Below are 21,389 nucleotides of genomic sequence, written 5' to 3'. Positions count from 1 at the left end.
CATCTATTACCTCACCCCTAACCCTCTCCTTCGTAAGGAGAGGGGAACAATTGTTGCATTGTCACATTATTGTCACATTTTATTTTTAATATACAATGCAGGGCGTATGCAATACGCCCCTACATTAAGCACCACAATATAATACCAATCTTACAAACTCAAAATGAAGTAAATTTATTAACAGGTAGAAAAATAAATCTATCCCTATTAGTAGGGAAGAATTTTATTCTTTGGCACGGAGTTGGTTACACAATATCTGCCTTTATTATTATAAGAGTTAGTAATAAGTTTTGATTGAACAAGCCTCCTATGAGAAAATACATACTGCTTATAATATCAATTCTATTCTTTGCATTCACGCTACAGTCGGATAAACCAATGGGCTGGTTTCAACAGACGAGACCTGTTAATGACTTTATCAATAATATATTTTTCTTAGATAGTCTCACCGGCTGGGCAGTTACCGCAGGCGGAAATATCAGCGGTCCTGACACAGGTTATGTTTTTAAAACTACCAATGGCGGGGAAAACTGGACAATAAAATTCAGAGGACTGGAAGATCTAAATGCAGTTCAGTTTTTGAATCAAAATACAGGGTATATTGGGGGAGGGTTTAATGGCACTTCATTCATTAGTTTTTTAAAAACTACTAACGGAGGTGATAACTGGATTAGATTAAATTCAGCTCCGGGTACCAATGTAAACGGTATGAAATTTATAAATAGTGATACCGGATGGTTTTGCGATATTTATGGCTTTGGAGGACTTTACAGAACTAATAATGGAGGAGTTAACTGGCAATTACAAGCAAGTCTTTCTGAAATGAAAAACTTATTCTTTCTGAGCATTGATACTGGGTTTGTAATTTCAGCAAAAAAAATTTATAAAACCGTGAACGGTGGCAGCAATTGGTTTTTATTGCATGATTTTGGTTTTCAGCTTGGAGATGTTTATTTCTTTAATTCTAATGTGGGAATTGTATCAGCCGGAAGATTTTACAGAACAACCGATGGAGGATCAAATTGGACTATGAACCAAGAAGATGTTGTAGGCATCAATTTTACCTTTGCCTCTGATTCCATTGGCTGGGCTGGGTTAAATTCATATGCAATTCCAAGGACAAGAGACGGGGGGAAATCATGGGCTTATCAAGGTTCTCCTATCGGTAATAATACATGTATATTCGCTATTGATAGTCTGAAAGTCTGGGCGGCAGGAAACGGTATTGTTCACACAAGCGACGGAGGAGGACTAACAACTATCGGCATGCAAGAAGAATTGATTAATAGTTATAAACTCTCACAAAATTATCCAAATCCTTTCAATCCTGTAACAAGAATTGACTACACAATTCGTAATACTTTCTTCATATCTCTTAAAATATATAATTTAAACGGAAAGGAGGTTGCAGTATTAGTAAAAAGCAAACAATCTGCTGGAAGTTATAATGTTATATTTGATGCGGCGAAATATAATTTATCTAGCGGAATTTATTTTTATATTTTAGAAATGGATAATTTCAAAGAAACAAGAAAGATGATACTTCTAAAATAACCCAAACCTATCATAATCCAGTCTCGGCTTTGCATTAGTTCTAAAGCTTTCCTTATCAAAAAATTCTTTATTATCTGAATGTTTATATTTTAAATATCCTGTAAGCCCAATCATTGCGGCGTTATCCATTGAGAATTGCATCTCCGGAAAATAAACTTCAAATCCTTTTTCTTTAAGTGAATTAAATTTTCCTTTTAAAGCCGAGTTCGCCGAAACTCCCCCTGATACGGAAATAATTTTTACGTTATATTTATTGCACGCTTCTGTCACTCTTTTATAAAGACTTTCAACGACTGCAAACTGAAAGCTTGCAGAAATATCTGCAACTAGCTTATCGTTTTTGGTATTGGCAAAATCAATTTTTCTTAAATAATAAAGCACGGATGTTTTTATTCCTGAAAAAGAAAAATCATGCTCAGTATCTCTCACGATTGCAAGAGGGAATTTATGATACTTTGCATCGCCGTTCTTTGCAAGCTTATCGATCAACGGTCCGCCGGGATAACCAAGCCCGAGAATTTTTGCGACCTTGTCAAATGCCTCTCCCGCCGCATCGTCAATCGTTGAACCAATAATTTTTATATCCGTATAACTTCTGACAAGAACGAGCAGCGTATGTCCGCCGGAAACAATGAGCCCTATGAACGGAAATTTTTCCTGCTGACCTGAAAGCATATTCGAAAACAAATGCGAGAGAATATGATTAACGGGAACGAACGGCTTTTGCAAAACGGCAGCGAGAGACTTTGCGTAGTTAAGCCCAACAAGCAGCGCGCCGATAAGTCCCGGCTCTGAAGTTGCGCAGACTAAATCAATATCGTTAAGTTCTACATTTGCTTTTTCAAGCGCCTGCTTTGTAACGTGTGAAATATTTTTTAAATGCTCGCGCGAGGCAATTTCGGGAACAACTCCGCCGAATTCGGAGTGAAAGAGCTGAGAGGAAATGATATTGGATAAAACTTTGTTGTTAGAAATATTAGAATCTGTATTACAATCTAAAACGGAAGCCGATGTTTCATCGCATGATGTTTCAAACGCTAAAATTTTCATTGTATCAATATTATTAATCTTTATTAAGATGGTTTATTAATTTGAATCAGCATTCGTTACTATGCTCCAGCTTCGTAACGTTGAATTTAAACTTATGCCTTTAAACCACCCCCTCAGTCCCCCTCCTTGGAAAGGAGGGGGAAGAAGAGTTTCAAATTTGGGCACAACCTTTATTAATGACCTTATTTATTTAAATAATAAAATTAATTTTTATTTGTGATTAAAAATACATTAAAATACTTTCTGCTTTTAGCGTTCATGTGTCTTGTGAGTGCTCCCTCGTATGCGCAGGTAAAGCTGTTAGTCCCTATGGAACCCAACCAGACCAATCACTTAAAGGCTTACGGAATTGCTTACCGCTACTTATTAAAAGGCGGCGAGCTTGACTGGCTGCTGAACTATCGCGGCGGTGCATTTATGTATGAGTTCACTCCCGAAATTGCTGCCGAGTGCCAGCTGAAAAATGTTTCTTATGAGTTGCTGAACGGAACGCAGACGGCGCAGGTTTACGCAGATGTGAAAGATGAGAAGAGCAATATGGATGTCGTGCGGCTGGAGAAAGTTGCGAAGATTGCAGTGTACGTCCCGCCCAATGCTTTGCCATGGGATGATGCTGTGCAGCTTGTGCTCGAGTATGCGGAAATTCCCTATGATAAACTCTGGGATGAAGAAGTATTAACAGGAAAGCTGAAAGGTTACGACTGGCTTCATTTGCATCATGAAGATTTTACGGGGCAGTACGGAAAATTTTTCGGAACGTTCGGGCTCTCGCCCTGGTATGTCACCCAGAAACAAACCAATGAACAGATGGCTGCGAAGATGGGATTTTCAAAAGTATCTAAGCTGAAGCTTGCTGTCGTTAATAAACTGAAAGAGTATGTTTCCAACGGCGGATTTTTATTTACGATGTGCTCGGCAACCGATACCTATGATATAGCACTTGCAACGCGGAACGTTGATATAGCCGATGCAATGTATGACGGCGACGGATATGACCAGGATGCAAACAGTAAACTGGATTACAGTGAAGATATGGCGTTTGAAAATTTTAAGATTGAATTAAATCCTTATGTGTACGAGTACTCAACTATAGATGCAACGAACGATATGATAATGCTCGGCCAGCAGAATGATTACTTTAAGCTTGTGGATTTTTCTGCAAAGTTTGATCCCGTACCTACTATGCTGAACCAGGACCACACTGCTTTGATAAAAGGTTTCATGGGACAGACGACGGCTTTTAAAAAAGAATATCTGAAGAAAGATATAATCATACTTGGAATGAATGAAGGCACAGACTTCGTAAAATATATTCACGGCAACTACGGAAGGGGAACGTTTACATTTTACGGAGGGCATGACCCTGAGGATTATCAGCATGCAGTCGGTGACCCGCCCACGGATCTGGATTTGTATAAAAACTCACCTGGTTACAGATTAATTTTGAATAATGTTTTATTCCCGGCAGCGAAGAAGAAGAAGCTGAAAACGTAAATGCGAATCACTGATTACTCTGATTTTAATTGATTAAACTGAATTTGAAACACAGATTTTTATGAAGATTATGATGTCACAGATTTTGCAAATAATTTAATGTAATTTGATGTAGAGACGCAATACGTTGTGTCTCGTAACTTTTCTTGTTTTATAATGCTTGTTAAAAAAATTTTTGTTTTATTTTTCCTCTCACTCTTTTTTTCTTCATGCTCAAAAAAAGAAGAGAAAATTTCTACTTCTAACTCCAAATTTACTATTAAAGATGATTTAGGAATTGAAGTCAGCTTTGATGCATTTCCGCAGAGAATTGTTTCCATGGCTCCGAATATTACTGAAGGAATTTATGCAATCGGCGCTGATAAAAATCTTGTGGGAGTGACTGAATTTTGTGACTATCCGCCTGAAGCAAAACAGAAAACAAAAATAGGCGGCTATGATAACGTTAATTTTGAAATGGTTGCATCGCTTAAGCCGGATATAACTCTGCTTACTGTGGAATCCACATCACGTCCTAATTATCAGGCATTACAAAATCTCGGAATAAAATTATTCGTAATTAACGCTAAGAACATTGACGGAGTTGCAGCAATGTTAAAAAATCTTGGCAAAATAACGGGAAGAGAAAAAGAGGCAGATGTTCTTGCAAATAATTTAATAAGACAACGCGACAGTATAAAAACAGTTGCGCAGACGAATGTTAAATCACGATGCCTGGTTATCATAGGAACTAATCCAATTATGACGGCGAGCAAGACTTCATTTATAAATGAATTAATGGAACTCTCAGGACTTCAGAATATTTATGCAGAGTCATCAGTGGATTATCCTACAATCAGCTATGAAGATATAACTGTAAAAAGTCCTTCATCTATACTTTTACCTTATGATACAACTAAGACAGATAAGTTAAAAATAGAAGAGGAAGAACTGGCAAAATCACTCAGCTCAACGGAGGCAATTAAGAAGAATAATTTTATTGTTGTGGATAATAATGTTGTCTTTCGCCCTGGACCGAGAGTTATTGATGCAGTGAGGATTATAAGAAGTAAAGTGAAGTAAATTTATTCTTTTGTAACATCCCAATATCTTTTTTTAGTCATTTTTCTTGAAGCTTGTTTATAATATACTTCAACGCCTTCAGGATTATTTATCTCTTCAGGATTAAAAATAAAAGATTCACAAACGTCATCTATACTTACTACTTTTTCTCCTACCAATCTCTGGTCACTATTAAGGTATTTATAAAGTGATTTCTTTTTATAAATTTCAGCTTTTTTATAAGCATCGTCGTAGTTTTTTGCTTTTATTAATACAAATCTTTCCTCCCAAAGCTGCATCCCTGTTTTAAATCCTTCAAAAGAAAAAGTAACAGTCATCCTAATACAATAATAATTAAATCCCAAAGGTTTCCGGGATTTATAAACGCTGCTTGCATGTGAAATTTTTTTTATGGAAACTGTAGAATTTTTAGTAATTTTCTTTTCAAACAATTTGAATTCTTTCAAGTTTGTATGAATAGTAATATTACGATATAGCTTAGGATTGGACCAATTAAAATTTTCAAATCCAAACTGCTTAACAATTTTTTCACCGGTCTTCTTGTAATAATTATTTACCAGATCCTTCCTTTCTTCAATAGGGTAACTAATAAATTTTTTGTAATCATATTTAGGCATATAATCAAAAACCACTTTCCTTTTATTATCAGGTAAATCCGGTTTTCTTAACTTCCAACTTGTAAGTAGCGAATACTTTCTCATATTTTTCATTTCAAAATTCTTAAATACTCACTCCAGGGACCCACGTTATCTTTATACTGATTAGCCATAACTCTTGTGACCTGAGCAAGATGATTCAAATCGTGCACTACCCATGTAGAAAGCAGTTGACGTAATGTCACTTCTCCGAAAGCAGGATGAATTCCTTTCTTATCCAGATCAGCTTCAGTAATATTTTTGGCTTTTAGTTTTTCTAGATTCATAATGCGCAGCATCATAAATTCTCCGAGTAAATCCTTTAATGATTTTCCTTTGCTTTCTTCAAACTGAGCGAACCTGTCGAACGGTTTAAAATTTTTGTCAAGACCGTCAGATAAAATAATTTCTATGCGGTTCATCCAGTCACCCTTCTCTCCGTGAATTAAATGTCCGATTACATCATATGGCGACCATGATTTTTCATCACCTTTTTGGCCTTCATTTGTTTTGCTCCATTCATCTGATACTCCATTCAATAATTCTTTGTAAGCGGAAGGAGCACGCTCTAAAATTTCGATTGATTTTTCTAATGAGAATTTCATATAGATATTATTTAATTATCTTATTCTCTGTCCCAAACCCCTGTTTGGGACAGGTAAAATTTGTAAAAGTGCCAGCTCTTAAGTTACTTCCCAAACAGAGGTTTGGGAAGTAGAAATATTAATCTTTTCTAGCCGGAACATTAAACCACCCCTAACCCCTCCTTGGTAAGGAGGGGAACAAAAATATTGTTATACCTCCCCCCTGTCCCCCTCCTTATAAAGGAGGGGGAGGAATCAAAATACTACCATTTACTCTGTTATAAAAATCTGTCTTGTCCTGTAATTGAATACAAACATCTTTTGTTTGAAAAACGGATAGCCGAGTATCCCGTTATATGTTGCGTTGCCCGGGAATGGAAACACATTCGTATCCATATAATCGAAGACAAAGTCCTGAACTGAAAACTGCTGCATCAATGCATTATCAGCAAGAATCACTGTATTGTTTGCGCTTTCGACAGTGTCCTTCAATCCTGTAAATGAAAAATAATTTTTATCTAACTGTGGAAGCAATGTAGCATCGAGTGAATTTTGCGGCGCGCCTGTATCGAGGAAAAAATTCAGCATCTTCCCCGCGAAATAAATATTAGCCATTATAGAACCTTTATCCAGAGTAAAATTCAAAAAAGGTTTTTTCTTATATGCCGGCTGTTCGAGAGTATTCCCGGTTGCATCGATGCGAAATATATGTATTGCTTTTTTATTGTAATCGATTGCAAACTCAAGTTCTCTTAAAACTCCGTAGCCTATAAATCCCAGAAAGTTTTTACCGAAAACAGGTTTGAGTTTATCAAGATTAAATGCAACTGCATCAAGACTTGCAAAAGTAAAATCACTTGTAAGAGTTAAACTGTCAATTTTTATATTTGTAGAAACGGGTATGTTTCCTGTAATTCCTTTTGCTGTATCGGTAAAGGTTTGTCTGTTCACAGATTCATAAACTTCCTGCTGAAATACTGAACTGTTTAAAACTAATGCTGCCTGATTTCCCGTATCAAAAATAAAACTGCCGGTTCTTCCGTTAATATTTATGTTATTGATTAAAATCAGATTCTGAACAAGTTCAAAAGGAAGAGTAGCTGAATATGTGTAACTTTTTATTAAATGCGTTTCATCTTTTGGCTGGGAAAAAATATTTGCTGCAGAAATAAAAAAAAGGAGTATTGAAAATTTTCTCATAGAGTAAATTGGGCTAATTTATTTCAATTGGGGTCAGCACAAGATTAGAAAATTAATGTACAATATCGAGGTAAAATATAGGAGTAATATTAACTCAAATTGTTATCAACGCAAAAGGCGCAAAGATTATCGCTAAGTTCGCAAAGCCGGAATATTATTTGAAATATACTATAAGTTTTTTTATAAATTATATCATATTCTTTGCGTTCTTTGCGAAAACTTTGCGCTCTCTGCGTTTAAATTAAACTATCCAGTTTAAATCGCCTTACAAACCATGTGGTTTTGTTGATAAATGGATGACAATTGCCATATAAAATATGGGGAGAAATTGGTATCTTAACGATTACGCAAAAAACAAAAAATAATTGATTTCATTAACAAATATATCGGTCGCATTTGGCTCAAGGGTTTTATTCGATGAAGTTGCACTCCGTGTAGGCGGTAACGAACGCGTTTCATTAGTCGGTTCTAACGGACAGGGTAAATCTACTCTGCTGAAAATTATAGCAGGAACGATGAAACCGGACTCCGGTGAAGTCGCGCTTTCGCGTCACACTACAATGGGTTACCTTCAGCAGGAAGGAATTAAGTTTGTTGGTAATACACTTTACGATGAAGTTTACTCGGCAGCAGGTGATATAAACAAAATTCAGGAAGAGCTTACGGAGATTGAAAACGAAATGAGCAATCATCCTGATCCGGGTAATGATGAGTTCATGGATTTGTTGAATGAATACGGCGAGCTGCAGGAAAGATTTAATACACTTGAAGGGTATACTTTAAAATCAAAAATTGAAAAAATATTAATCGGTCTTGGCTTCGGTGAAAAAGATTTCGATAGATTGACTGACGAATTCAGCGGCGGATGGCAGATGAGAATTGCATTAGCAAAATTGTTATTACAAAATCCTTCAATATTATTACTTGATGAGCCGACGAACCACTTAGATATTGAGTCGTTGATATGGGTGGAGAACTATCTGAAAAATTATCAAGGTGCAATTATACTTGTATCGCATGACAGGAACTTTCTGGATAATCTTACAACTAGAACAGTTGAGATTTCGATGGGAAATGTAACCGAATACTCAGGAAATTATTCTTTCTACAAAAAAGAGAAGGCAATAAGAAAAGAGCTTGCTGAAAATCAGTATAACAATCAGCAGAAGTATTTAAAAGAGCAGGAAAAATTTATTGAAAGGTTCAGATACAAAGCATCAAAGGCAAAGGCAGTACAGAGCAGAATAAAGCAGCTTGATAAAGTAGAATGGATTGAACTTGAAGATGAAGAGTCGGCGGTGCAGTTTTCATTCCCGCCTGCAACGCACTCAGGAAAAGTCTCTATTGAAATTGAAGGACTTACAAAAAGCTATGACGGAGTTCATAATGTTTTAGAGAATCTGGATTTGATAATTGAAAGAGGGGAGAAGATCGCTCTTGTAGGAGTAAACGGCGCAGGTAAATCAACCTTCACAAGAATTATAGCAGGAATAGATGAGGATTTTAAAGGAGTAGTTAAAGACGGGCATTTAGTCGGTAAAAAATTCTATGCTCAGAATCAGGCAGATGAACTATCCGGTGATATGACGGTCCTTGCTACAATGGAAGATGCAGTCGGCGGAGAAATAAGAAAAAGTCTTCGTTCAATTTTAGGAAGCTTTTTATTCAAAGGCGATGATGTGTTTAAAAAAGTCGGAGTGTTATCAGGCGGAGAGAAGTCACGACTTGCTTTGGCAAAGATGTTAATTGAGCCTTCGAACTTTTTAATACTCGATGAGCCGACGAACCACTTAGATATGCGTTCTAAAGAAGTGCTTATGAATGCCCTGAAAAAATATGACGGCACGGTTTTAATTGTATCACATGACAGGGAATTTATTGACGGTATAGTAGATAAAGTTATTGAAGTTAAAAATAAAAGAATAAAAGTTTACTACGGAAACTGTTCATATTATATTGAAGAAAAAGATAAAGAAAATAAAGATCTGAACAAAAAAATACCTGACCCTAAAAAAGAAATTTCAAGACTTGAAGAAAAGAAGCCGGTTGAACACCATGATAAGCCCGTTAAGCATCATGATAAGAATGATAAAAAAGAACAGCAGCGAAGAGCGGCAGAATTAAAAAAAAAGATTAATTCGGTAGAAGCCGAGCTTGCCAAAAATGAAAATAAAATAAAAGAACTTGAATTATTGATGGGGAATGAAGATTTTTATAAATCAGGCGAAAATATCAAAAAAGTAACGGACGAGTACAATCTTACCAAGAAAAAAGTAGAAGAACTGACTCAGCAGTGGGAACAATTGCAGCTTCAGACTGTTGAATAATAAGTATAATATTTTATTAAAAAAATCAAACAATACAAATGAAGAATTTGAAACTAATTTTGCTGTTCGCATTTCTTTTTGCCTCAATCAATACTTATGCTGACTGGAAGCCAGAGTTTATGAAGTCAGGTGTATCTAAAACAGAGAAAAGTAAAATTGACAAAGATTACAAATTAGCATATAAAGATTTTCAGGAGAAGTCCGGAAAAATTTTAGACTTCTACGTTGATTTTAAATTGGGCGGCACAAGTACAAGCGCAAATGTAACTCAGGCAAACGGACTTGGAAGCTACAATACCGGTTCCAAGGTTGGTTTTAATATCGGAGCATTAATTTATACTAGATTGTTTGATTCGTTCCAGTTCTCAACCGGATTAGATTTTGCAGGTAAGAATTTTGAAGTAACACCTCCTTCAAATGTAAATACTGTAACTCCCGGCGCATCAGATGCACTTACCGGTGACTCTATCAGCACTGCAACACAAAAAGTTGCAAATAATTATCTGAACATCCCATTAAATTTTAATTTTGGCGGAATGATTACAGATAAGGTTGGTCTTACATTTAACGGCGGCCCTTATTTAGGTATTTTACTTTCAACAGATGATAAATCAGGAATGGGATATAAAAATTTTGATTTAGGGCTAGTTGGTTCATTGACGGCTAACTATAAGATTGCACCTTTAACAAGTGTATTACTTGGAGCAAAGTTTGAGTATGGTGGATTAAATAACTTAGGAAATACTCCGAGAGTTGACAGAGTTTCAACATCAAGTTTAGGTTTCTTCACTGGTATAAGACTTGCAATAGATTAATAAAAAATTTTAGTAAGATTTAAAAAATCCCTTTTGTATTAAAAGGGATTTTCTTTTTAAGAAAAATGATATGAAAAAATTATTTCTTCTGGCAATAGTATTTGCAGCATTCGGGTTTGTAAGGGCGCAGGATGCTGATGAATTATACAAAAAAGCAAAGGGTGAAATGGTGAATTCGAACTATGAAGATGCCGTTAAGCTTTTGACTCAGGCAATTGATATTAAGAAAGATGCATCTTATTATTATGAGAGAGGAACGTCATATTATTTTCTTAAGGAATACGATAAAAGCAAATCGGATTTTTCCAGCGCAATTGAACTTAAACCTGAGTACGCTGAAGCATATAACAGGCGCGGAAAAATTAACATAGAACTGAATGACCACGAAGCTGCAATGAGAGATTTTAATAAAGCTATCGGGCAAAAGAAGGATTATGCCGACCCGCATTACAATAGAGGACTTCTGAACTACATGGATAAAAAATATGACGATGCTGTTACGGATTATGCTGAAGCTATTAAAATAAGACCGAATTTCAGTGAAGCTTATTACAATAGAGGACTTGTATATTTTGAACTGGAAAAATATTCTGAGGCAGTTGAAGATTATTCGAAATCAATTGAGCTCAAGCCGGAGTTCGGTAAGGCATTTTTCAACAGAGGTAATGCAAATCTGAGATTAAAAAATTATGAAAGCGCAGTGAATGATTTTACTCAGGCTATACAATTGGATACAGAAATTATTCTTGCTTACAGCAACAGGGGACAGGCTTATTATAATCTGGAAGATTATAAGGAAGCAATCGATGACTGGAACGCTGCATTAAAACAGACGAAAGATAAAGATATGAATGCAAAGCTTATGACTTTTATAAAAGATGCCGAGAATAAAATGAAAGATGCCAAGAGCAATAAGAAAGACAGTAAGTAGTTTTTACGAAGTTTTTTATAAATAAAAAAAGAGACGCTTATGGCGTCTCTTTTTATTTGTACCAATAACTAAAAATTTTTACTTCACCAGCATCATCTTCTTTGTAATTACAACTCCTCCAACTTCCATTTTGTAATAATAAATTCCTGATGATAATTCTTTCGCATCAAAACTGACTTCAAAACTTCCTGCAGGAACAGCTTCATTTAATAAATCCTTCACAAGTTTTCCCTGCATATCATAAACACTAAGCTTTGCAAATCCTGATTTTTGAATATCGAATTTAATTTTTGTTGTCGGGTTAAATGGATTAGGATAGTTCTGATATAAATTATATTTGTTTGGAATTGTGCTGCTGATTTGCGAGACGGAAACTGTCTGCTGCAAATTGAAATTCTGATTAGCAAGATTGGTCCCGAAATTATAATCCATTATCAAACCGAAAACATTATTATTATTGAATGCAATTCTGTTTGCAGTTAAAGAATATTCTCCTTCGCCAACGTTAGGAATAGTATATGTCCCATCTGAATTTGTTATTGCAAAACTTTTCAGAACTCCGAACGGCGTTTTCAAATATACAATTGCGCCTGCTAGAGGCAATCCCTGATTTGAGTAAACAACGCTTCCCGTTATTGTGCCCGGGAATGAAGAATTATAAAGCTTTCTTACTTTTATATCCAGATTACTTTGCGATGTTGTTGTAATAATTGTTGAAGCTCCTATAAGCCAGTTAGTTGTGCCGGGATAATAGACAGGCACATAATCCAATGATGTTAACGGGAATGCCATAAGATAAACTGTATCATTTGCTGTTACATTAGATAAAATGTATGTACCGTCACCAGCAACATTAGCTGAATCAATTTTGGTTAAAGCAAATGTGATAGGATTTATTTTTACAGCTTTTACATAACCTGATGTTACAGGTGTAAGCAACGTATCATACAGAACTTTTCCCTGCAGCGTGACTGCAAAACTATCCTGCTGTTTAAAGCTAAAGAATATACAAACTAAAACCAGAGTATGTAGAAGAAATTTTTTCATTATTATTTTATAAGTGTCATTACTTTTGAAATATTAAAATTGCCGGCTGAAAGTCTGTAATAATAAACTCCGCTGGATAAGTTATTGCCGTTAAAGCTTACTTCGTATTTTCCTGCTTTTAAATTTTCGTTTACTAAAGTCTGAACTTCTTTTCCTAATGAATTGTAAACGGAAAGCTTCACATCTGTGCTTGCAGGAATATCGAATGAAATTTTTGTTGTCGGGTTAAAAGGATTCGGATAATTTTGCTTCAAGGAAAAATTATTCGGGACTTCAGAGCTTATCGGATTTATCGCCGATGGTGGAGTAGTTAAAGTCTGTATATCTCCCGGAATAGTAAATCTCACACCTGTCTGTCCCAGAGCAGTTAAATCAACCGTCTGTGAAGGTGTAACGCTTTTTATTACCCAAACATCTGAGGCAATCCATACTGTATCAGGAATGCTTACTATGCTGATCGGTACAGGTGGAAGCGGTGGTACAGTAAGCAAGTAGCTTAAATTTGGGATGATTACAAATTTCTTTGCAGTGTAAGTTCCGTTTACTGTTGAAACTACTTCATCGTTCAGTCTTTTGCCGTCTGCTTTTACTCTTAACGGATATTGTGTCCCGTTATAAGTGATAGTTGTATCACGTGAAAATAAATTATAAGTTGAGTTAACTGTCTGGTTAAATCTATATGTAGAGTACCACTGTTCAAGCGAACGTAAAAAATTTACGAGTCCCAACTGTCCTATTGCGCCTATAGTATCTAAATTGCCAAAACTGAAATATACAAATCCGTTCGTGCCCTGAAAATTATATCTGCTGGTATCGTTTATATTGCCTTGCTGATTTATATTAATAAGTCCTCTTTTGGAGTAAACAATGCTTGCTGCAAGTCCCTGATAAGTCCCGTTAACTGCAAAGCTGTCAATTCTGTAAGTTGATGCAGCTTCAATGGGTTGATTTAAAGAATCAAGGGGAGTTGATTTGAAAAACCATTTATATCCCGGAGCGGAAGGGAAGTAAGTACTGGCGTTTTGTGCGTAAGAAATTCCGGAAACTAAGATGAAAAAAAGTATAATAAATCGTTTCATACTAATTAATTTAAAGTTAGCATTTATAACACAATAATAAGCTAATAAAATTCAATTTTGAATATAATTTTACCTGCATATTCCCTATAATTGTAGTTCCAATCAAAATCTAATGAAAATAGGCGATTATAATTTACATTCAGTACAAACGGGCTTGTTCAAGCTGGATGGCGGAGCAATGTTCGGAGTAGTTCCGAAAACTTTATGGACTAAAACCAATCCTTCTGATGAAATCAACAGAATAGATATGTGCACACGCGCATTACTGTTCGATAACGGTAAAAGAAAAATATTAGTAGATACCGGAATCGGTTATAAACTTGCAGAGAAGGTTAATAAAATTTATGATGTGGATTTTTCTAAATATACTTTGGAGAAATCACTGCAGGATTTAGGATTGAAAAGAGAAGATATCACGGATGTTCTGCTGACACATTTACATTTTGACCATGCGGGAGGTAATACATACTATGATGAAGAGCATCAGCTGCAGATTGCTTTTCCGAATGCAACATACCACGTGCAGAAGAAGCATTACGAATGGGCATTGAATCCGACTGAACGAGATAAGGCAAGCTTTTTCCCTGAGAATTATAAAATTCTTGAAGATAAAAAGGTTTTGAAATTTTATGACGGTGAAAGCAAGTTCGATGATATTATTTCACTTTGTCCCGTTAACGGACACACATCTCACATGCAGTTAATAAAGGCATCGGACGTCGAGACAACTTTGTTTTATCTTGCTGATTTAATTCCGACTGCAGGACACGTTCCGCTTGCTTATATCATGGGATATGATTTATTTCCTCTTACGACTCTTGATGAAAAGAAAAAATATTTGAAAAATATTTCTGAGGAAAACTGGACAGTATTTTTTGAACATGACCCGTACAACGAGGCTGCGAAGATCGGTCTTGGAGATAAAGGTTATTTTATAAAAGAAAGATTTAACTTATAAAATTTTTAAAACACTGAATGAAATTTTCCGTTCTTGATTATGCAATCGTAATAATTTACCTCATTGGCAGCATAGCCTTCGGCATATTCAAAGCCGGAAAAATAAAAAACACTAAAGACTACTTCCTCGGCGGTAAAAATATGTCGTGGTGGTCAGTCGGCTTTTCCATCGTAGCAAGCGAAACCAGCACACTTACTTTCATCAGCATTCCGGGACTTGCATACAAAAGCAATATGATGTTTATGCAGCTCATCATTGGATATTTTATCGGAAGACTGCTCGTAACTTTTATTTTTATTCCTGCATACTACAACGGAAATCTTGAAACTGCATATGACTTTTTAGGGAAGAGATTTGGTGAGATGCTCAGGAAAATTACTTCAAGCACATTTATTGTTACAAGAGTTTTAGCTTCGGGAGTACGGCTTTTTGCAACTGCAATTCCTGTTCATATTATTACGGGACTTGATTACCCCACGAGCATTGCAATTATAGGCGTTGCAACTTTAATTTATACATATCTGGGAGGGTTAAAAGCAGTTGTTGCTGTTGATGTGATACAAATGTTCATTTACATTGGCGGCGCGATTTTTTCAATGTATGTTATTCTTCATAATCTGCCGAACGGAGTTAATGATGTAATCACTTATGCTACTGCAAACGGGCAGAATAAATTTCAGATTTTCAATTTTGCATCGTTTAATTCATGGACGGAATTTTTTGCATCACCATACACTTTCATGGGAGCAATACTCGGTGGTACTTTTTTGACAATGGCATCTCACGGAACTGACCAGCTGCTCGTTCAAAGATTGCTCGGCTGCAAAGATAAACGTGATAGCCAGAAAGCACTCGTGCTTGATGCATCGGTTATTGTAATACAGTTTGCTTTCTTTTTATTTTTAGGACTATGCTTATATGCTTTTTATGAAGGGAAAGTTTTTACAACACTGACATTCGGTTCAAACGGTCAGGCGCTTTCATCATCGGATGAAATTTTTCCGAAGTTCATCGTTGAAAATTTACCGACGGGAATTATCGGATTAGTAATTGCAGGTATTCTTGCATCAGCAATGGGTACGCTTTCATCTGCGATAAGTTCTCTTGCATCATCTACTTATCTTGACTTGTTCAGAAGGTCGCATAAGCAGGAAAATCATAAAAAAGAAGTTTTATATTCTAAATTGTTTACTCTTTTCTGGGGAATAGTTTTAATAGGCGGAGCGATGCTGTTTACTGATACAAAAAATCCTGTTGTTGAGCTGGGTTTAAGTATAGCATCTTTCACATACGGGGGACTTCTAGGAACTTTTTTACTGGGAATTTTCTTTAAAAAGATAAACCAGTCAGAAGCGATTTTAGGATTTATTGCGGGTATATCTGTAATGGTCTATATTATAAAATTTACTACTATCGCTTATACTTGGTACATTATAATAGGTGTTGCTGTTACAATATTAGTGGCAAATCTTTTCCATTTAGTTTTTCCTTCGAAGAGAAAAGAAATTTAAAAGAATTTAATTATGTCAAAATTTGATAAGACATATACAAACGGTGAAGTGACCGTTTTCTGGAAACCGGAAATGTGTATGCATTCTACGAAATGCTTTCACAGTCTTCCTGAAGTTTTTAATCCTACCATAAGACCGTGGGTTCAGTTAGATAAATCCACAACGGATAAAATTGTAGAGACAGTAAAGAATTGTCCTTCGGGAGCGTTATCCTATAAATATAACGATGAAGTGAAATCAGAAAAAGTACAACCTATGGAAAATCCATCCGTAAGAATTGAAGTAACGAATAACGGTCCCCTGATGGTTACCGGCAGTGCTGTGATCATAAACAAAGACGGAACGGAAACGATAAAAGAAGGAAAGTTTGCGCTTTGCAGATGCGGGCAATCGTCAAGGAAACCGTTCTGCGACGGCACCCATAAAACAATAACTTTTGATTCATAAAAGTAAGTAATATGGAAGACGGCAAACCTTCAAAAGAGCAGCTTGATATTTATTACAAGACGAGCAGAAAATATTTTGATGAACTTGCGCGTGAGTATTACAAAAATGACAGGGAATTTTACAATAAAAATTTTGCGAGGTATTACGGCTACAGGAATTTTAACTGGAGAAGGAAGCCGAGAATCACAGTCGGCTTACTGTTGGCAATATTTGGTTTTATAGTAGGAGTAGGTTTTGTTTCATATTTTATTATGAAGCCAAGCTCCACAAATACGAATTATTATAAAAAATCATATGCCGATGAAAAGAATGCAAAATCAATTGAAGAGAATAATTTCAAAGGATTAACGGATGACAGACTTGATTCTATGAATCTTTCCTATATGAAAACGGATTTCGATAAAGGAACTTACTTTTATAATCTGGGAGAATATGATAAAGCAAAACCGTATTTTGAAAAAATAAAAAAAGACGATAAAGATTATCAGTTTGCGCAGGATGTTTTAAAAGCAATCGAAAGAAAAAAAGCTTCACAGAACTCTGCAAACAAAAAATAATATGAACGAAGGCAAACCCTCAAAAGAGCAGCTTGATTATTACTTTAAGACGAGTAGAAAATATTTTGATTCACTTGCATTAAAATATATGCAGGAGGATAAGGAATATTACAATAATTATTTTGCGCCGTATTATAATAATCCTCTGGTAAGAGCCAGAGGAACCGGAGGGGTAAAAATATTTATTTATGTGATGGCAATTTTTATGACGAGCATGGCAGTACTTGCTATTGTTGTGCTCTCGCAAAAAGGTGTGACATTAAAAGATGTATTTGATTTTAAAGATGAGCCGGATGAAACAGAAACTATGTATGAAACTGTGACAACTACGGAGAAAAAGATATCGCCTGATTCAAAAGACTTCGATAAATTTGATACACTTGCCGTTTCATATCTTAAGTCTGATTTTGAAAAAGGTGCATACTATTACGGAAGAAAAAATTACGATGTCGCAGAAAAGTATCTTAATAAAATTGAAAAAAAAGATAAAGATTACGTACCCGCTCAGGAAGTTTTAAAGATGATTCAGAAGGAAAGAAACAAAGAACAGCCTGCAAGAAAAAAAGTTTTAGAAAAAATTGATTAATAAATTAAATTAAAAACATAAACTATATAATGTTCAGAAAAAGACTAACAGCACCCCTCATTTTACTCATTCTCTTTGTCTTTAGTCAAAGCTTTGCACAGACATTAACATATCAGTCATATCCGAATGACCCGTTGAATGCAAGAATATACAAGCTCGATAACGGATTAACGGTTTACATGACTGTTTACAAAGATTCACCGAGAATACAAACTTACATAGCAGTAAGAGCAGGAAGTAAAAATGACCCCTCATATGCAACAGGTCTGGCGCATTACCTTGAGCATATGCTTTTTAAAGGAACAGATAAGTTCGGCTCAAAAGACTGGGCTAAAGAAAAGCCATTAATAGAAGAGATTGTAAAGCTGTACGATGTGTATAAACAAACAAAGGGCGATGATGAAAGAAAAAATATTTATCATAAAATTGACAGTGTTTCAAATTTAGCTTCGCAATATGCAATTGCAAACGAGTACGATAAAATGCTTGCTGCAATCGGCGCTACAGGTACGAATGCATACACATCAAACGAGCAGACTGTTTACGTGAATGATATTCCTTCTAATCAATTGGAAAAATGGCTGACTATTGAAGGGGAGAGATATAGAAATCCCGTGATGAGATTATTCCATACAGAGCTTGAAGTTGTATACGAAGAAAAAAACCGTTCACTTGATAACGGTAACTCAAAAGCATTTGAATCATTACTGCTTGGATTATTTCCGACACATCAGTACGGAACGCAGACCACAATCGGAACAATCGAGCATTTAAAAAATCCGCCGCTAAGCGATGTAATAAAATATTACAATACATACTACGTTCCGAACAACATGGCAATATGTTTATCGGGTGATTTTGATCCGGATGAAGCAATAAAATTAATTCAGGCAAAGTTTGGTTCACTTCCATCTAAAGAAGTGCCGGAATTTAAAGTCGCTGAAGAGAAACCAATCACTTCCCAAGTTGTGAAAGAAGTCTGGGGACCCGATGCAGCGGCATTATTTATGGGATACAGATTTGACGGAGCAAATTCCAAAGATGCAGACATCTTACAGTTAATGGGTAATGTTTTGTTTAACGGCAATGCCGGACTTATAGATTTAAATTTAAATCAGCAGCAGAAAGTATTAACATCTTACGCAGGACCTACAGTATTAAAAGATTATTCATATTTATTTTTATACGGTAAGCCAAGAGAAGGACAATCTTTAGATGAAGTAAAGGATTTACTTCTTTCACAGGTTGAATTATTAAAGCAGGGAAAGTTCTCTGATGATTTAATTCCTTCTATTATAACAGATTTGAAATTGCAGGAAGTAAAGAGCTTTGAATCTAACAGAAACAGGGCAGGCGCATTTGTCAGTTCATTTATTCTCGGAGAGGATTGGGAAAGGTCTATTACTCTCAATGACAGGTTATCAAAAATTACAAAGCAGGATGTAATCGATTTTGCTAATAAACATCTCGCCAATAACTATGTAGCGGTTTACAAAAAAACAGGTGAAGATAAAAATGTTGTGAAAGTTGTAAAGCCGCAAATCACTCCGGTTGAAGTAAACAGGGATGCAGAATCTGAATTTGTTAAGAACTTAATTGCAACTCCATCACCTGATGTTAAGCCTGTGTTCATTGATTTTAAAAAAGATATTCAGGAGCTGAAGTTACAGAACAAAGTGCCTGTATTTTATTTAAAGAACAATGAGAACTCAACTTTCAATCTTGAGTTTATTACAGAGATTGGTACAAACAACGACAGAAATCTTGGATTGATTAGCTACCTTGAGTATCTTGGAACATCAACGATGACTGCTGAACAGATAAAGGAAGCATTTTATAAAATAGGATGCAGTTATTCTATCGGTTCATCTAACAATCAGGTGGTTTACTCGTTATCAGGCTTAAGCGAAAATTTCTCTAAGGCATTAGAATTATTTACATCTATAATCAACGATGCAAAACCCGATGATGCAGCTCTGCAGAATTTAGTATCTGATATTTTGAAATCAAGAAAAGATGCTAAGCTGAACAAGCGTTCAATCATTTCTGCAATGACTCAGTACGGAACATACGGACCTAAGTCTCCGTTCACAAATATTTTATCGGAGGCGGAGTTAAAAAATCTTAATGCAGCTGACCTTGTAAATTACCTGAAAACAATTCCTCAGTATCAGTATAAAATGCATTACTACGGACCTGAATCTCCGGACAATGTTGTGAGCATACTTAACTCAAAATTGAAAAATGAAGAGTTGAAACCCGTTCCAGCTCCGGTAGATTATAAAGAGTTAGCTGAATCAGAAAATACAGTTTACGTTGTAAATTATGATATGGTGCAGGCAGAGATACAGATGCTTTCAAAAGGGGCTGATAATTATGATAAGAGTTTAGCTCCTTACATTACAATCTTCAACGATTACTTCGGCGGCGGAATGTCATCGGTTGTATTTCAGGATATGCGCGAATCCAAAGCATTAGCTTATTCAGTGTATTCAATATATCGCCAACCAAGACAGCTTGATGAGCCGTATTCTGTCTATGCTTACATCGGCACACAGGCAGATAAGCTCAGTGAGGCTATGAACGGAATGAATGCACTATTAAACGATATGCCGCAGAATCAGTCTTTCTTTGATGCTTCTAAAGATGCTGTGCTTAAGCAGATTCAGTCTGAAAGAATTACAAAGAATGCAATATTAGATTATTATGAATCTTCTTTAAAGAAGGGACTTGATTACGATATCCGTCAGGAGATTTATAATACTGTCCCCGGAATTTCACTTGAGCAGTTAAAGGAATTCCATGACAAGTATGTTAAGGGAAAGAATTTTAACATAATGGTGCTTGGTGATAAGAATAAAATTGATAAATCGGTGCTGGAGAAGTTCGGAACGGTGAAGTATCTTTCGCTTGAAGATATCTTTGGATATGGTGAAGTGAGCAACTAATAAAATTAAAATTGAGATGCGGCTCCGGCCGCATTTTTTATTGTTATTTTTACTTTAATTTTTCTTTTCAGAAAATTGAACTTTATATAAAATTTGTAGTATAATTTTACGGGGAAAATAGTTAAAATACAGGAAATCCCCGGATTTTAAAATTAATTAAAAGAAAAGGAGTAGAAATGAAAAAAGTCCTACTATTTGTTTTTTTAGTAGTCGGTTGTATCACTTTATCCCAGTCATTAAAAGCTCAATCTCTTTATTTCTGTGAGAGTGTTGATAAAGACGGATATCCTGTCGGCGAGAGTACTGTCTTTACAATTCCTGCAGCAGGCGGGTACTTAAACATGCTTGTAAGATTGCCTTACACAGCAGATGTAACATCAGTTCGTTATGAGATCTACAAAGTTGATCCATACGGAACTGAATCATATGATAATACAATTTATCAGGATGTAGAAAGAAACTGGGTATGGTTCTGGAAACAGGTTACATTCTATAAAGCAGGTACATATAATATATATGTATATGATTCAAATAATTATCTTTTAACATCCGGAACTATAAAAATAAAATTCTAAAGATATCTATATCAGTTTAAAATTTAGCC

General features: G+C 35.5%; 19 protein-coding genes. 13 read left to right on the top strand and 6 right to left on the bottom strand.

Annotated elements, in window-relative coordinates:
* Positions 1 to 309: 309 nt before the first annotated feature.
* Positions 310 to 1,554 (top strand): T9SS type A sorting domain-containing protein, encoded by a 1,245-nt coding sequence (locus tag JST55_02440; protein ID MBS1492338.1) that lies wholly within the window; start codon positions 310 to 312, stop codon positions 1,552 to 1,554.
* Here JST55_02440 and tsaD read toward each other — a convergent pair.
* Positions 1,546 to 2,628 (bottom strand): tRNA (adenosine(37)-N6)-threonylcarbamoyltransferase complex transferase subunit TsaD, encoded by a 1,083-nt coding sequence (gene tsaD / locus JST55_02435; protein MBS1492337.1) that lies wholly within the window; start codon positions 2,626 to 2,628, stop codon positions 1,546 to 1,548. The genes JST55_02440 and tsaD overlap by 9 nt on opposite strands.
* Positions 2,629 to 2,862: 234 nt before the next feature.
* Here tsaD and JST55_02430 point away from each other — a divergent pair, with 234 nt between their 5' ends.
* Together JST55_02430 and JST55_02425 are read left to right on the top strand one after the other, a co-directional pair.
* Complete coding sequence (locus tag JST55_02430) at positions 2,863 to 4,098, top strand: asparagine synthetase B (protein ID MBS1492336.1); 1,236 nt, start codon at positions 2,863 to 2,865, stop codon at positions 4,096 to 4,098.
* A 156-nt stretch (positions 4,099 to 4,254) separates the two neighbouring features.
* Complete coding sequence (locus JST55_02425) at positions 4,255 to 5,160, top strand: ABC transporter substrate-binding protein (protein MBS1492335.1); 906 nt, start codon at positions 4,255 to 4,257, stop codon at positions 5,158 to 5,160.
* Positions 5,161 to 5,162: 2 nt separating this feature from the next.
* On the opposite strand, the gene JST55_02420 is transcribed toward JST55_02425, so the two are convergent.
* The 3 genes from JST55_02420 to JST55_02410 all read right to left on the bottom strand — a co-directional run bounded on the left by JST55_02420 (position 5,163) and on the right by JST55_02410 (position 7,579).
* A complete protein-coding gene (locus tag JST55_02420; GenBank protein ID MBS1492334.1) occupies positions 5,163 to 5,861 on the bottom strand; it encodes a DUF4288 domain-containing protein in 699 nt (232 codons plus the stop codon).
* A 5-nt stretch (positions 5,862 to 5,866) separates the two neighbouring features.
* Complete coding sequence (locus JST55_02415; GenBank protein MBS1492333.1) at positions 5,867 to 6,400, bottom strand: DinB family protein; 534 nt, start codon at positions 6,398 to 6,400, stop codon at positions 5,867 to 5,869.
* 249 nt (positions 6,401 to 6,649) lie between these two features.
* Positions 6,650 to 7,579, bottom strand: coding sequence for an aspartyl protease family protein (locus JST55_02410; GenBank protein MBS1492332.1), 930 nt, complete (start codon positions 7,577 to 7,579; stop codon positions 6,650 to 6,652).
* A gap of 365 nt (positions 7,580 to 7,944) precedes the next feature.
* Here JST55_02410 and JST55_02405 point away from each other — a divergent pair, with 365 nt between their 5' ends.
* From JST55_02405 to JST55_02395, 3 genes are all read left to right on the top strand, one after another.
* On the top strand, positions 7,945 to 9,906 hold the full coding sequence (locus tag JST55_02405) for an ATP-binding cassette domain-containing protein (GenBank protein MBS1492331.1): 1,962 nt from the start codon (positions 7,945 to 7,947) through the stop codon (positions 9,904 to 9,906).
* A gap of 38 nt (positions 9,907 to 9,944) precedes the next feature.
* The gene (locus JST55_02400) at positions 9,945 to 10,721 is read left to right on the top strand and encodes an outer membrane beta-barrel protein (GenBank protein ID MBS1492330.1); all 777 of its coding nucleotides are present in this window, start codon (positions 9,945 to 9,947) and stop codon (positions 10,719 to 10,721) included.
* Between the two features lie 70 nt (positions 10,722 to 10,791).
* The gene (locus tag JST55_02395; protein ID MBS1492329.1) at positions 10,792 to 11,652 is read left to right on the top strand and encodes a tetratricopeptide repeat protein; all 861 of its coding nucleotides are present in this window, start codon (positions 10,792 to 10,794) and stop codon (positions 11,650 to 11,652) included.
* 78 nt (positions 11,653 to 11,730) lie between these two features.
* On the opposite strand, the gene JST55_02390 is transcribed toward JST55_02395, so the two are convergent.
* Together JST55_02390 and JST55_02385 are read right to left on the bottom strand one after the other, a co-directional pair.
* A complete protein-coding gene (locus JST55_02390; GenBank protein MBS1492328.1) occupies positions 11,731 to 12,699 on the bottom strand; it encodes a carboxypeptidase regulatory-like domain-containing protein in 969 nt (322 codons plus the stop codon).
* 2 nt (positions 12,700 to 12,701) lie between these two features.
* A complete protein-coding gene (locus JST55_02385; protein MBS1492327.1) occupies positions 12,702 to 13,778 on the bottom strand; it encodes a T9SS type A sorting domain-containing protein in 1,077 nt (358 codons plus the stop codon).
* 112 nt (positions 13,779 to 13,890) lie between these two features.
* On the opposite strand from JST55_02385, the gene JST55_02380 reads away from it, so the two are divergent.
* The 7 genes from JST55_02380 to JST55_02350 all read left to right on the top strand — a co-directional run bounded on the left by JST55_02380 (position 13,891) and on the right by JST55_02350 (position 21,360).
* A complete protein-coding gene (locus tag JST55_02380; protein MBS1492326.1) occupies positions 13,891 to 14,736 on the top strand; it encodes an MBL fold metallo-hydrolase in 846 nt (281 codons plus the stop codon).
* A 17-nt stretch (positions 14,737 to 14,753) separates the two neighbouring features.
* Positions 14,754 to 16,247, top strand: coding sequence for a sodium:solute symporter (locus JST55_02375; GenBank protein ID MBS1492325.1), 1,494 nt, complete (start codon positions 14,754 to 14,756; stop codon positions 16,245 to 16,247).
* 12 nt (positions 16,248 to 16,259) lie between these two features.
* Positions 16,260 to 16,694, top strand: coding sequence for a (4Fe-4S)-binding protein (locus JST55_02370; GenBank protein ID MBS1492324.1), 435 nt, complete (start codon positions 16,260 to 16,262; stop codon positions 16,692 to 16,694).
* Between the two features lie 11 nt (positions 16,695 to 16,705).
* Positions 16,706 to 17,251, top strand: a complete 546-nt coding sequence (locus JST55_02365) for a hypothetical protein (GenBank protein ID MBS1492323.1) — start codon at positions 16,706 to 16,708, stop codon at positions 17,249 to 17,251.
* Position 17,252: 1 nt separating this feature from the next.
* Positions 17,253 to 17,837: a hypothetical protein gene (locus tag JST55_02360; protein ID MBS1492322.1), complete on the top strand. Its 585-nt coding sequence runs from the start codon at positions 17,253 to 17,255 to the stop codon at positions 17,835 to 17,837.
* A 26-nt stretch (positions 17,838 to 17,863) separates the two neighbouring features.
* Complete coding sequence (locus tag JST55_02355; GenBank protein MBS1492321.1) at positions 17,864 to 20,785, top strand: insulinase family protein; 2,922 nt, start codon at positions 17,864 to 17,866, stop codon at positions 20,783 to 20,785.
* 176 nt (positions 20,786 to 20,961) lie between these two features.
* Positions 20,962 to 21,360 carry a hypothetical protein gene (locus tag JST55_02350; GenBank protein ID MBS1492320.1) on the top strand — a complete coding sequence of 133 codons (399 nt, stop codon included), beginning with the start codon at positions 20,962 to 20,964 and terminating at the stop codon, positions 21,358 to 21,360.
* Positions 21,361 to 21,389: the final 29 nt, after the last annotated feature.

The sequence above is a fragment of the Bacteroidota bacterium genome, from assembly GCA_018266835.1.
Lineage (GTDB): Bacteria > Bacteroidota > Ignavibacteria > Tepidaquicellales > Tepidaquicellaceae > JAFDZO01.
The sequence above is the reverse complement of the archived record's forward strand: the minus strand, read 5'-3'. Positions and strand labels throughout refer to the sequence as shown.

Excerpts from the sequence above, each read along its gene's own strand:
- JST55_02390 (MBS1492328.1), bottom strand. The coding sequence starts at position 12,699 with ATGAAAAAATTTCTTCTACATACTCTGGTTTTAGTTTGTATATTCTTT.
- JST55_02385 (MBS1492327.1), bottom strand. The coding sequence starts at position 13,778 with ATGAAACGATTTATTATACTTTTTTTCATCTTAGTTTCCGGAATTTCT.
- JST55_02375 (MBS1492325.1), top strand. The coding sequence starts at position 14,754 with ATGAAATTTTCCGTTCTTGATTATGCAATCGTAATAATTTACCTCATT.
- JST55_02365 (MBS1492323.1), top strand. The coding sequence starts at position 16,706 with ATGGAAGACGGCAAACCTTCAAAAGAGCAGCTTGATATTTATTACAAG.
- JST55_02415 (MBS1492333.1), bottom strand. The coding sequence starts at position 6,400 with ATGAAATTCTCATTAGAAAAATCAATCGAAATTTTAGAGCGTGCTCCT.
- JST55_02380 (MBS1492326.1), top strand. The coding sequence starts at position 13,891 with ATGAAAATAGGCGATTATAATTTACATTCAGTACAAACGGGCTTGTTC.
- JST55_02410 (MBS1492332.1), bottom strand. The coding sequence starts at position 7,579 with ATGAGAAAATTTTCAATACTCCTTTTTTTTATTTCTGCAGCAAATATT.
- JST55_02350 (MBS1492320.1), top strand. The coding sequence starts at position 20,962 with ATGAAAAAAGTCCTACTATTTGTTTTTTTAGTAGTCGGTTGTATCACT.
- JST55_02395 (MBS1492329.1), top strand. The coding sequence starts at position 10,792 with ATGAAAAAATTATTTCTTCTGGCAATAGTATTTGCAGCATTCGGGTTT.
- JST55_02425 (MBS1492335.1), top strand. The coding sequence starts at position 4,255 with ATGCTTGTTAAAAAAATTTTTGTTTTATTTTTCCTCTCACTCTTTTTT.
- JST55_02360 (MBS1492322.1), top strand. The coding sequence starts at position 17,253 with ATGAACGAAGGCAAACCCTCAAAAGAGCAGCTTGATTATTACTTTAAG.
- JST55_02430 (MBS1492336.1), top strand. The coding sequence starts at position 2,863 with ATGTGTCTTGTGAGTGCTCCCTCGTATGCGCAGGTAAAGCTGTTAGTC.
- JST55_02440 (MBS1492338.1), top strand. The coding sequence starts at position 310 with ATGAGAAAATACATACTGCTTATAATATCAATTCTATTCTTTGCATTC.
- JST55_02400 (MBS1492330.1), top strand. The coding sequence starts at position 9,945 with ATGAAGAATTTGAAACTAATTTTGCTGTTCGCATTTCTTTTTGCCTCA.
- JST55_02420 (MBS1492334.1), bottom strand. The coding sequence starts at position 5,861 with ATGAGAAAGTATTCGCTACTTACAAGTTGGAAGTTAAGAAAACCGGAT.
- JST55_02370 (MBS1492324.1), top strand. The coding sequence starts at position 16,260 with ATGTCAAAATTTGATAAGACATATACAAACGGTGAAGTGACCGTTTTC.